The following is a 12,024-nucleotide window of genomic DNA, read 5'->3' on the forward strand; positions in this document are numbered from 1 at the left end:
GTCGCACCCACCATTTTGACCTATAAGTCTAATCTCATATGTGGATCTGCATAGCAGTCCAAGCGCAAAGGTAATCAAATATTACCGCCAATTAAAATTATAATATATCCCTAAGTATAAATGTATCCCTCATCTGTGCTTTTGTATGGGTGGATATCCTATGAAGAGAGGAGGGATAAAAGGGTATTCCGTATGATTTCTTTATATAAATGGCACCACCCCTCCCTGACCCGAGTATGGGTCAGAGAGGGGTGTGAGTGTCTTAAGTGGATCTCAGAGGTCGGCTCGATCAGATTCGGTCAAGGACCAAATCGATGAGACCGTCTAGCGTGTCCTTGTAGGACGTATTCATATCCTGCTTCTTACGCCCGGCGATGATGGTGCAGACGGTGAGACAGCGGTGACCGAGGATTGCTCCGATACCGGCGAGAGCAGAGCCCTCCATCTCGAAGTTGGTGATCTTGTGCCCTTGGTACTCAAAGTCCATGATCTTGCGATTGAGATCGGGGTCAAGTGGCTGAGAGCGAACCTTCCTCCCCTGGGGGACGTAAAAGCCGTTAGCCGAGATGGTGACCCCATGGATGATGTCGGTCCCATCGGTGATCTGGCGGAAGAGACTCTCGTCATTCCTGACCACATAGGGCTTAAGGCCGGTGAGCTTCCAGTCAAGCCCCTTCAGCAGCGCCTCCTCAAAGTCCTTGTCGCAGACCTTCCCCTCATCGGCGTAGAAGTGGAGCACGCCGTCAAAGCCTATCGAGTACTCCGAGGCAACGTAAGCGCCGACAGGATCCTCCTCCTGCAGTCCACCGGAGGTGCCTACCCGGACGACCGTGAGGGACTTGTGCTCCGGCTTCACTACTCTTTTCTCAAGGTCAATGTTGGCGAGTGCATCAAGCTCATTCATCACGATCTCGATGTTGTCCCCTCCGATGCCGTGGGAGAGTGCAGTGATGCGCTTGCCCTTGTAGCTGCCGGTGATGGTGTGAAACTCTCGGCTGCTCACCTCGCACTCCTTGGAGTCGAAGCGAGAGGCGATCATGTCGACGCGCCCGGGATCACCGCAGACGATGATCTTATCCGAGATCTGCTCCGGGCGGAGGTGGAGGTGAAAGATGGAGCCATCCTCATTGACGATCAGCTCGGAGTCGGGTATTCTATTGGTAGTAGTCATGTGTTGTTGGTTGTTGATTAGTTCGTCTTACTCTTGCCATCCTTCTCTCCGCTCTTGCGTGTCACATCCTCGGAAGGTGCGGAGAAAGGCTTAGCGATATTCTCTCTCATAGAGGTGTCGGCCTGGATGTTGCGCATCTGGTAGTAGTCCATGACACCGAGGTTGCCGCTCCGGAAGGCCTCGGCCATCGCCAGCGGCACCTCCGCCTCGGCCTCTATCACACGGGCACGAGCCTCCTGCGCCTTCGCCTTCATCTCCTGCTCGGTAGCCACCGCCATGGCGCGTCGCTCCTCAGCGTGAGCCTGGGCAATATTCTTATCCGCCTCCGCCTGATCCATCTGCAACACTGCACCGATGTTGCGACCTACGTCAATGTCGGCGATGTCAATGGAGAGGATCTCAAAGGCAGTCCCGGAGTCAAGCCCCTTCTTGAGCACCAGCTTGGAGATGGAGTCGGGATTCTCAAGCACGGAGGAGTGTGCCTCAGCGGAGCCGATGCTGGAGACGATGCCCTCGCCCACGCGGGCAAGGACTGTCTCCTCACCCGCACCACCGACCAGCTGAGAGATATTCGCCCGCACGGTGACGCGTGCCTTGGCGATCAGCTGGATACCATTCTTGGCGACAGCGGTGACCGGCGGGGTGTCAATCACCTTGGGGTTCACGCTCATCTGTACAGCCTGAAAGACGTCACGCCCTGCGAGGTCGATGGCGGCTGCATCGCTGAAGCTCAGGTTGATCCCCGCCTTATTGGCAGAGACGAGTGCATGGACCACCTGCTCCACATGTCCTCCGGCGAGGAAGTGTGCCTCCAGCTCGTCGCGAGTCAGTGAGATGCCCGCCTTGTGTGCCTCGACCATTGCACGGACGATGACCTGCGGTGGGACGTTTCGGATCCTCATCATGAAGAGCTGGAAGAGGGAGATATTCACTCCCGATGCTTGGGCACTCACCCAGAGCATGACGGGGAAGTAGCGGAAGATGACGGTCAGGATGATCAGCGCGATGATCACCACTACGCCCCAGAATATTAGTGTCGGTGTCATAAGTTATGTGTAGATATTGGGTTTTGCTTACTCTGCTGATGGCTTCGCCGTGCCCCGCTTATCGAGGCTGACGTATATGGTGTCCTTGTCTACGCGCGATACGTAGATCGGCATATCCTCGTCGATGAGGCCCTGCTCTGATGTGGCCTCAAAGATCTTTCCCTCCACCTCTACCGTCCCCTTCAGGGCGAGACGGCTGCGGGCGATACCGGTGGCGCCGACGCTGACATCCACCTGTCGGCGAGCTGAGGAGGAGATCTCGCTCGAGAGAGCGACCTTGCGGACCACCTTCTTCCGGCTCATGATGTAGGCGGCTATGCAGAAGAAGACGATCGTGAGGAGGGCAAAAATCACCGCCATGGTGTCGTATCCCCCCCGGATGAGGTAGTACTCGGCACCTGCCACCGTGCCCACCCCGAGCAGACCGGCAAAGCCCACTCCCGGGACCAAGAAAACCTCTCCGACCAGAAGTGCTGCCGCCACTATGGCGAGCAGTACGATGATGATAATTAATCCTATCGACATAGTTATATAAGTGTAAAATCGTGGTTACTTTGCTTTGTTCTCAAGAGCTATCACCTTATTTCGGAGGTCAAAGAGCTCCCTCCCGAGTAGCTGCTCCTGTCTCTCCAGCTCGAGTATCTCGCCCTTCACGGACCTATCCGTCTCAAAGCGCTTACGGAGCGACTCAAGCTTAGTCCGAAGGGTGGAGAGTCGATTCGCTCGCTCGGTATACTGCTCGAGGAAGTGCCGTGACTCTCTGCCGGCCAGGCTACTCTGGTCATGTATGGGCGTCTCTCCAAGCCAGAATAGCGGTTCCCGTGCGGCCTGTGCCCCCTTCACCTCCGCCCCACGGACGGGGGGAGGCAGGGCGATGCCGGACTGCATGATGCTGTCCCCCATCATCCACGCCAGCTCCTTCGTCACCACGTCTTGTCGCTCCGTGCGGTGAGAGAGTGCGTAGAGAGCGAGTACCTCTGGAGCCGATGTGCCTCGGTCGGTGAGTAGCCAGTCGACCCCTCTCTCCTCGTCGCGAAGCAGCAGGTAGTCGCCCGCCAGTGTGTTGTAGGGGGCGGGGAGCTGCTGAGGCACCAGCAGGCGTCCGCCCTCACGATCGTACCTCGAAATGAAGAGGTCATAGCCCCCGAGTGACTCGGGGCCACTGTAGGCAAAGCTTATCGTCTCCCCATCTGCCAGCAGGTAGGGATAGGCTATCCGACCGCCCTCCAGCCCGAGGATCTCCACCTCTCTCGCACTCTCGCTATCCCAGGTGCCGTCACCCAGTCGTCCGGTCACCACCAAGTGGTCGTGCCCGAGAGTGTCGGAGACCACCTGCCAGCGCTCCCTCCCGTCAGCGCTCACAAAGGCGGCTCGGCTCAGCTGACCGACCGAAGGCGCCTCGCGACTTAGGTCCGACAGCAGTCCCTCTTCACTCCCGGTGCGGTAGGTATAGAGCTGCATCCTGACGAGACCGGAGGAGGTGCGCTCTGCTGCCTTGAGTCTCTTGGTCAGCTCTTCGATAGTAGCCTGCTGAGCATCCGAGGAGCGGAGCGACTCGATCCCCGCAAGCTGGTCTGACGCCTCGCTCAGGTCGTAGTGTGCGAGGGCTATCTCCGTGAGCAGGGTACGATTGGGGAGGGTCCTTCGCTTGGCTTTGCTCAGACCCTTGATGTAGCTCTCCATCCCGGAGGTGTTGCCCCGCATCATCTCACTCCTGAGGCTGTCAGTCTGCGCATTGCCGGTGAGGCTGAGCGTCAGGAGTCCCAAGAGGAAGCCGAGAAGGGCGATGTGTCTATGCTGTCTCATCACGATATTCATCATTAATGGGATAAATATAGCGAAATAAATGATGCGAGGGGCTTTTTTAGGCCGGCTCCTTCCCCTCTACCCTCTCAGTGGTCGAGGTCAGTCCTGTCTGAGTCTTTTCTAATACCGATATTAGTCGCACCTAATATCGGTATTAGAGATCACTAATATCGGTAAAAGAAATCACTGATATGAGACTGTTGCACGAAGGCGATCTGTTGCGTCGCTTTCGGAATTCGGTCTCAGTCACGTACGTGAGTACGCTCCTTTCGGTCTCATCCTCAGCGCCTTGCATCTCATCCTTCGTGCAAAGTCTCAGCACATTTGAAACAAATGTGCGAGAATAAGGCACTTCGTGCAACATTCTCAATATCGGTATTAGATTTTGGCACAAAAAAAGTCCCTGTCGAGAGTGCTGGACTCTCGGCAGGGACTTATCTGGTAGTGACAGGGTTGGGATCTCTGAGCCTGATAGGTGGGGCCTATCGCATCGGGGCTTACTGTGGAAGTCGGTACTTCTCCTCGCTATCCTCGTAGAGCATACTGAGGTAGCTCTTGTAGCGCGATGGGGCTATCAGTCCGTCGCGCACCGCACGCAGTACGGCACACTTGGGCTCGTGGGTATGGCTGCAATTGGTGTAGTGGCAGTCCTTTGCGTAGGCAAAGATATCCGGGAAGTAGCCGTCTATATCCCCCTTGTCAAAGTCAAAGGAGCCAAACCCCTTGATCCCCGGTGTGTCGATCAGAAATCCATCCTCAGTGCCCTCGATGGGGTACATCTGAGAGTAGGTGGTGGTGTGGACCCCGAGATTGGTCTGCTCAGAGACCTCCATCGTCCGGCGGTTGGCGCCGGGGCAGAGGAGGTTGCTGATCGTGGACTTGCCGGCACCGGAGTGACCGGCAAGGAGTGTGACGCCATGCGTCAGCTCCTGTCGCAGCTCGTCCATCCCGGTGCCCTCCCGTGCCGAGATGACGAGACAGCGGTATCCGATGCTCTCGTAGAGCTCCTTCATCTGAGCCATCTCAACGCTCTCCGAGGAGTTGTACCGATCGGTCTTATTGAAGACTATGATCGTCTCCACATCGTAGGCCTGAGCCGTGGCGAGGAAGCGGTCGATGAAGGTCGTGCCGGTGATTGGGTAATTGATCGTCACTAAGAGTATCGCCCGATCCAGGTTGGCTGCGAGGATGTGCGACTGCTTGGAGAGGTTGACGGACCGCCGTACAATGTAATTACGTCGGTCTGCCACCTCGGTGATCCAGCCGAAGTCGCCGTCCTCGGTGGCGGGGGGTGAGAAGGTGACAAAGTCGCCCACCGCGATGGGGTTGGTCGACTTGATGTCAGCCGTCTTGAAGTGCCCCCGTAGGTGACAGCGATACTCCACGCCGTCAGCTACGATCGTGTAGACATCTCCCTGACAGCAGGTAACAACTCCTTCCATGGACTCTCTCCCGGAGCGTGACCTCAGACGGTCATGATCTCCTTCTCCTTAGTATTGTAGCACTCCTCGATCTGCTTGATGTACTTGTCGTGGAGCTTTTGGACGTCATTCTCAGCATCGCGCTCGACATCCTCCGAGAGACCGTCATTGAGCAGCTTCTTGAGCGAGTCATTGGCATCGCGGCGAGCGTTACGTACGCTGATGCGGGCCTCCTCGCACTCTGCCTTGACCTGCTTGGCCAGTTCCTGGCGGCGCTCACCGGTCAGCGGGGGTATGGTGATGCGGATGTTCTCTCCGTTATTGCTTGGGGTGATGCCAAGACTAGAGTCAATGACCGCTTTCTCAATGTCCTTCAGGACTTTCTTCTCCCACGGAGTGATGATCATCGTGCGGGCATCCGGCACAGTGACGGTGGCGACGTTCTTGAGAGGAGTGAGGTTTCCGTAGTACTCCACACGGATGTCGTCGAGGAGCTTCGGATTGGCGCGTCCTGCGCGAATCTTGTCGAGACGATCTTGCAGCGACGAGATGGAGTCTCCCATCATCTTGCCGGCTTTGGTGAGGATCTTGTCTAAGTCTTCCATAATCTGGTTTGTATCTGTATGGTCCGCCGGAGGCGGTGGTTGGTTATTCGGTGACGAGTGTGCCGACGCTCTCACCGGAGAGGAGTCGCATGAGGTTGCCGGGCTTGTCCATATTAAATACGACTATCGGCATCCCATTCTCCCGGCACATAGCTGTGGCGGTGAGATCCATCACGCGGAGGTGCTTGGCATAGATCTCATCGTAGGTGATGGTGTCGTACTTGGTTGCGGTGGGGTCCTTCTCAGGGTCGGCGGTGTAGATGCCGTCAACACGGGTCCCCTTAAGCATCGCATCGCACTCCAGCTCCACAGCTCGGAGGGAGGCGCCGGTGTCGGTGGTGAAGAAGGGGTTGCCGGTGCCGCAGGAGCAGATCGCTATCTTGCCCTCCCGCAGTGCTGCGAGAGCGTCCCACTTATTGTAGAAGCGACCCACCGGAGCCATCTGTATGGCGGTGAAGACTACAGAGTCCAGCCCGGCAGTCTCCAGTGCGGCTGATAGACCGAGGCTATTGATCGCCGTGGCGAGCATCCCCATCTGATCGCCCTTGACGCGATCGACTCCCTTGCCGATGCCGGTCAGTCCCCTGAAGATATTCCCCCCACCGATGACGATGGCAATCTCGGTCCCGGTGGCGTCTGCCACCTCCTTGATCTCCTTGGCGTAGGCGCTAAGTTTCTCAGGGTCTATGCCATAGCCCTGAGCTCCCTGGAGGGACTCCCCGCTGAGCTTGAGCAGTACTCGCTTGTATTTGGACATAAATGATCTTGCAAATGAGTTTTACCACTGACAAACCTAATAAAAAAAGCTGTAAGCACAAGAGGACTTGGGAACTATCCCGGACTCCCTCTCGCTTTTTCCTTATTTATATGGTGTCTGTGTCGAGGAAAGGTGCGGCTTGCGGGCGGGTAGTGTCACCGGAGATGTCTTGGAAGGGGGCACAGGGGAGGTGTCGCGGTGGAAGATTTGCGAAGCAGTGTAGAATTACCGATATTTGTCCTCAACTTTGTGTGGGTGCTATAGCTCGCATGAGTGGACTAACAAATCATCATCACGTATGCTATCCCCGAGGATAAGACTTTACTCGACTGTCTTCACCATACTCACCCTGACCGGTCTTGCCGGCATATCGCTGCAGGCTCAGGATATGCAGTCCTCGCCTACCACTCGGTATGGCTATGGCATCCCTGCCTACGCCACCCCTACGCTCTGGCGAGGGACGGGCGGTGTCGGTATTGCCATGAGTAGCCCTAAGGCGATCAATTTTACCAACCCCGCTGCCTTTGCCTCCACAGACTCCCTCTCCTTCATCATGGACGTGGCGACGTCGGCGCACTTTGGGCTATATCGAGATGACACGGTACGCAAGCCCTCTCTGCAGGGCGGGCTGGACTATATAGCTGTGCAATTTCCTGTCTATGGTGACCGTGTGGCGCTTAGCCTCGGGCTGATCCCCTCCTTCTACACCGGGTATGGTATGTCTACTACTCAGAGTGTCGAGGGTGACACTGATGGGGTGAAGTATCTCCAGAGCTTTTCCGGCAAGGGCTCCTTCCAGACCGCCTATCTCGGCATCGGTGCCGAGGTGGTGCGAAACCTCTCTCTCGGAGTCAGTGCGAAGTACCTCTTCGGGTCAGAGACTCACACCTGGACCATGGTGCCCAATTTCTCCCAGCTCACTCAGAGTATGGAGACCCATCGGCTGAGGATCAGCTCCTTCCAGGCTGAGGCGGGACTGCAGTATAAGCTCCTCCTGCCTGCCCGCTCGACAGCGACTCCCGATGCTGCACGGGATCAGATCGTCCTCGGAGCCACTTACAGCCCCGGCCTACCCCTCAAGCCTAAGGCTACCCTGATCGTCAATCGGAATGTCAACTCGCAGACTCGCCCCGACATTGAGAATAAGGATGTGGTCCTCGAGACCTCTACCCCTCACACCGTAGGGGTGGGATTGGCGTGGGTGCGACCGACGAAGTATGCCGTATCAGCGGACCTCAAGACCTCACTCTGGAGCAGCGTCCCCAATATTTTTGCAGGGGATGGGCTACAGCTTAAGAATAGCTACTACGCTGCAGCGGGCTTTCAGATCCTCCCGGACCCATACTCAAGAAATTACGGCAGGCTGATCACCTACTCCGGTGGTATCAATTTCTCCACCTCCTACTACGAGGTGGCACCCATCGGGCAGATGAAGTATATCGGTGCCTCCGTTGGTGTAGGGCTGCCGATCCTCCTCTATGGTCTTGAGCGCAACTCAGCCCTCAATCTCTCACTTGAGTACAAGCACGGCTTGGCAGCTAAGGAGAGCGGCTTCAGCAGCGATATGCTCCGGCTCACTCTGGGCTTTGCCTTCAATGAGACATGGTTCCGCAAGCTCAAGATCTATTGATAAAGTAAACCTATCCCGGATATTTTCATCATACTTGTACCGATGAAGCATTCGGAAAACAATACTGAAAACTAAAAATCAAACTCATATCAATGAAATCGTTACTTTTCACCCTCGCACTAGGATTAGGACTCTCGGCTTACGCCGGCACCTATGTGACCCCCTCCACGACAGCTGAGCCGGATACGGCCGCTTGCGCCAAGAACACCAAGTTCTACAAGATCTACCTTAAGAGTAAGAACTACGTAGATGCCTACACCTTCTGGAAGCGCGTTTATGATGAGTGCCCTGCTCAGTCCAAGAGTCTTTATATCCAAGGTGCCGAGATCTACACTTGGCAGATTGATAATGCCAAGACCCCTGAGGATAAGAAGAAAGCTTTCGAGGGGCTGATGGATATGTACAATAGTCGTATCAAGTACTTCGGTGACGATGAGGAGACCGGTGAGGACTACATTCTCGGTAGTATGATCTCCGATCAGCTGAAGTATTACCCTAATGAGGTGGACTATGTCAAGATGTATGACCGCCTCAAGCCGGTGATCGACAAGCGAGGCGCTAAGACCGACCCCCTGACGCTTTACTACTTCACCTACTCCTCGATGCTCCGCTCCTCTCTGGACCAGAGTTTCAAGGCGCAGTATGTGAAGGACCAGACCTTTGTTGACAAGCTCTATGCTGAGGCTAAGGCTACCGCTGAGGCGGAGGGAAATACGAGTCGCGCTGAGGCAATCGCCAGCTATCAGGCCACTTCACTGCAGGCCTTTGCTGCCAGTGGTGCCGCCAGCTGTGATGTGATGGAGTCAATCTATGGTCCTCAGATCAAGGAGAAGAATACCGACAAGACTTTCCTCAAGGAGACGATTGCCCTCTTCCAGAGTGTAGGCTGCACGGAGAGCCCCTCCTACTATGCCGCCTCTGAGGCGATGTTCAATCTTGAGCCGAGCTCCTCTGCCGCTCTCGGTGTGGCACGTAAGGCGCTCGCTGATAAGAATTATACTAAGGCCGAGGAGTACTACAAGAAGGCTATCGATCTCAGTACCGATGCTGACGAGAAGGGAGAGGCCAACTACGCCCTCGCAGTGATGTACTACGATCGTCACAGCTACGGCACTTCTCGCCAGTACTGCAATGCTGCAATGGCTGCTAAGCCGGGATTCGGTGCTCCGATGCTCCTCATCGCCAGCATGTACGCCTCTACCGCCAGCAGCATCTACCCGGATGATCCGGTGAAGCAGCGTGTCGTCTACTGTCTCGTCGTCGACAAGGCTGCTCGCGCAAAGGCTATTGACCCAAGCGTGACTGCCCAGGCGAATAAGCTGATCGGCACCTACTCGGCTGCCTATCCCGCCAAGGAGGATATCTTTATGCACCCCGACCTGCAGGAGGGTCAGTCCTTTACCGTAGGGGGGTGGATCGGTGAGACGACCACCATCCGCGTACGCTGATCGCTGGTCGGTCCGTACGCCCATCGTACCCTTTCATTACTAAGTCCTCATGGAGGAGCCTGAGATAGGATCCTTATCGATACATAGTCAGAGCAAGAAGCCGGTGTACTCCACCTTGTGGGGTCGCACCTGCTTCTTCTTTGTCTTACTCTCGGCTCTGCTGATGACCGGATGCAAGGGGCGTAAGTCCGACTTGGTCAGTAGGTCCATTGATAGCCTGGGGTACACCTCGATCACGAAGGATGTGGTGACCTTTATCTCCGACAGTGGAGTGACGAAGTATAAGATGGTGACCGACCTCTGGCTAACCCGTAGTGAGCCTGAGGATCAGTGGGTCTTCCCTCAGGGGATCTATCTGGAGCAGTTTGACACGCTCTTTCAGACGCAGGCCTCGATTGTTGCCGACACTGCCTACTACCACGTGTCGCGTCACCTCTGGGAGCTGAAGGAGAATATCCATATCCTCAATAGGGAGGGGACTCAGTTCTTCGGGAACCACCTCTTCTGGGACGAGGATAATGAGCTGGTCTACTCCCACGACAGCATCAGGATCCTGAGAGGACCGGGTGAGGAGCTGCGGAGTCGCTTTGGCTTCAAGAGTAATCAGTACATGACGATGTACGAGCTGTACGATACGGCAGGGCATATGGATGTCAATGAGGATGGTGAGGTGACCTCGTCACCGGCTACGCCCTCCGCGACCGACTCGGTGATGTCTCCGGATAGTGTGGCGATACCTCCCTTACGCCCGCGCGACTCTCTCATGATGAGGCGGTCTCCTGCGCGGACCAATCCCTACAGACCATCGAGATAGAGTTGAGGGTTATGTATCTTTGTCTATCGCCCCTCTGTAGTGAGGTGGAAGCAGCGTTAAGTCGATGATCTACTTCTACATAGTACTCTGTGTCTTGCTCTCGGCCTTCTTCAGCGGGTCGGAGACCGCTTTCCTTGCATCGGATCGACTGCAGGTGGAGCTGGATAAGGCCAAGCGGGGGGTGGGGAGTAAGGCTCAGACCTTTCTCTTTGATCGCCCCGGGAAGTACATCACCACCGTCCTCGTGGCGAATAATGTGATCAATGTCATCTACGGGTTGCTCTTTGCCGCTCTCCTTGAGCCGCTACTGAGGCAGTGGATGACCAATGCCTTCCTGATCGTGCTGATCCAGACGCTGATCTCCACAGCGGTGGTGATCATCTTTGGGGAGTATGTCCCGAAGTCTGTGGCTAAGGCGAGACCCAATGAGTATATGCAATTTGCCTCGCTCCCCCTCACCTTTGCCTATGTCATCTTCTACCCGATCACGATACTGGCAGGCGGGCTGACAAACCTCTTCCTACTCCTCTTTGGGATCAAGGGAAAGACCAATGACCAGAGCCCTCTCGGTAAGGTCGACCTCGACTACTACATCCGGCAAAACACCTCCTCGGAGGACGATCCTACGGTGAGGCATGAGGCTATGTTGCTGCAGAATGCCCTCGAGTTTCCGGACATACAGGTCCGCGACTGTCTCATCCCTCGCAACGAGCTCTCTGCTGTCGAGGAGGATACCTCTATGGAGGAGCTGCTGGACCTCTTCATCAAGACCGGCTACTCCAAGATCATCGTCTACCGCGAGTCGATAGATAATGTGATCGGCTACATCCACAGCACGGAGATGTTTCGCTGCCACAAGGACGGAAGTCGCTGGCAGGAGCATATCAAGGAGACGATCTATGTGCCGGAGACACTTACGATAGAGAAGGTAATGCAGAGCCTCCTGCTGCGCAAGCGAGGCCTTGCGATCGTGGTTGACGAGCTGGGAGGGACCTCCGGGATAGTCACCCTCGAGGATATCGTAGAGGAGATCTTCGGTGACATCGAGGACGAGCACGATACGGTGCATATCGTTATGCGTAAAGTAAGCGAGGAGGAGTACATACTCTCAGGTCGTGCCGGGCTGGATGATATTAATGATAAGTTTGAGATCGGACTGCCGGAGGAGGAGGACTTCAAGACCATAGCCGGCTATATCATGTCGGTCAGCCAGTCTATCCCCGGTCGGGGCGAGGTGGTGGAGCTTTCTCCAAAGTTTAGCGCAGAGATACTGAGAGCATCAGAGAATAAAATAATCCTCGTGCGGCTGCTCGTACGGAGTTAGTC

At 55.8% G+C, this 12,024-nt stretch carries 11 protein-coding genes; 4 read left to right on the plus strand and 7 right to left on the minus strand.

The genetic code is table 11. The annotated features are described in order from the left end of the window. Positions 1-289 precede the first annotated feature (289 nt). The 7 genes from HMPREF2890_RS02630 to pyrH form a co-directional block, all read right to left on the minus strand. Positions 290-1,171 carry a nucleoside phosphorylase gene (locus tag HMPREF2890_RS02630; protein WP_070464902.1) on the minus strand — a complete coding sequence of 294 codons (882 nt, stop codon included), beginning with the start codon at positions 1,169-1,171 and terminating at the stop codon, positions 290-292. A 17-nt stretch (positions 1,172-1,188) separates the two neighbouring features. Continuing rightward, complete coding sequence (gene floA, locus HMPREF2890_RS02635; RefSeq protein WP_070464905.1) at positions 1,189-2,217, minus strand: flotillin-like protein FloA; 1,029 nt, start codon at positions 2,215-2,217, stop codon at positions 1,189-1,191. A 27-nt stretch (positions 2,218-2,244) separates the two neighbouring features. After that, entirely contained in the window at positions 2,245-2,742 is a 498-nt protein-coding gene (locus tag HMPREF2890_RS02640; RefSeq protein ID WP_070464907.1) for an NfeD family protein, read from the minus strand. Between the two features lie 24 nt (positions 2,743-2,766). Next, a complete protein-coding gene (locus tag HMPREF2890_RS02645; protein ID WP_148130656.1) occupies positions 2,767-4,023 on the minus strand; it encodes a hypothetical protein in 1,257 nt (418 codons plus the stop codon). 497 nt (positions 4,024-4,520) lie between these two features. Beyond that, a complete protein-coding gene (gene rsgA, locus HMPREF2890_RS02650; RefSeq protein ID WP_070464913.1) occupies positions 4,521-5,465 on the minus strand; it encodes a ribosome small subunit-dependent GTPase A in 945 nt (314 codons plus the stop codon). Positions 5,466-5,488: 23 nt separating this feature from the next. Next, entirely contained in the window at positions 5,489-6,049 is a 561-nt protein-coding gene (gene frr / locus HMPREF2890_RS02655; protein WP_070464916.1) for a ribosome recycling factor, read from the minus strand. Between the two features lie 43 nt (positions 6,050-6,092). After that, positions 6,093-6,806 carry a UMP kinase gene (pyrH, locus tag HMPREF2890_RS02660; protein WP_070464919.1) on the minus strand — a complete coding sequence of 238 codons (714 nt, stop codon included), beginning with the start codon at positions 6,804-6,806 and terminating at the stop codon, positions 6,093-6,095. A 298-nt stretch (positions 6,807-7,104) separates the two neighbouring features. Here pyrH and HMPREF2890_RS02665 point away from each other — a divergent pair, with 298 nt between their 5' ends. From HMPREF2890_RS02665 to HMPREF2890_RS02680, 4 genes are all read left to right on the plus strand, one after another. Next, complete coding sequence (locus HMPREF2890_RS02665; RefSeq protein WP_070464922.1) at positions 7,105-8,436, plus strand: BamG family beta-barrel-assembly machinery protein; 1,332 nt, start codon at positions 7,105-7,107, stop codon at positions 8,434-8,436. Between the two features lie 92 nt (positions 8,437-8,528). Further along, a complete protein-coding gene (locus HMPREF2890_RS02670; RefSeq protein ID WP_083289756.1) occupies positions 8,529-9,884 on the plus strand; it encodes a tetratricopeptide repeat protein in 1,356 nt (451 codons plus the stop codon). Between the two features lie 103 nt (positions 9,885-9,987). Next, positions 9,988-10,698, plus strand: a complete 711-nt coding sequence (locus HMPREF2890_RS02675; protein WP_210394746.1) for a hypothetical protein — start codon at positions 9,988-9,990, stop codon at positions 10,696-10,698. 64 nt (positions 10,699-10,762) lie between these two features. After that, positions 10,763-12,022 (plus strand): hemolysin family protein, encoded by a 1,260-nt coding sequence (locus HMPREF2890_RS02680; RefSeq protein ID WP_070464931.1) that lies wholly within the window; start codon positions 10,763-10,765, stop codon positions 12,020-12,022. Positions 12,023-12,024: the final 2 nt, after the last annotated feature.

Origin of the sequence: Porphyromonas sp. HMSC065F10, from assembly GCF_001808555.1 — a bacterium.
GTDB lineage: Bacteria > Bacteroidota > Bacteroidia > Bacteroidales > Porphyromonadaceae > Porphyromonas_A.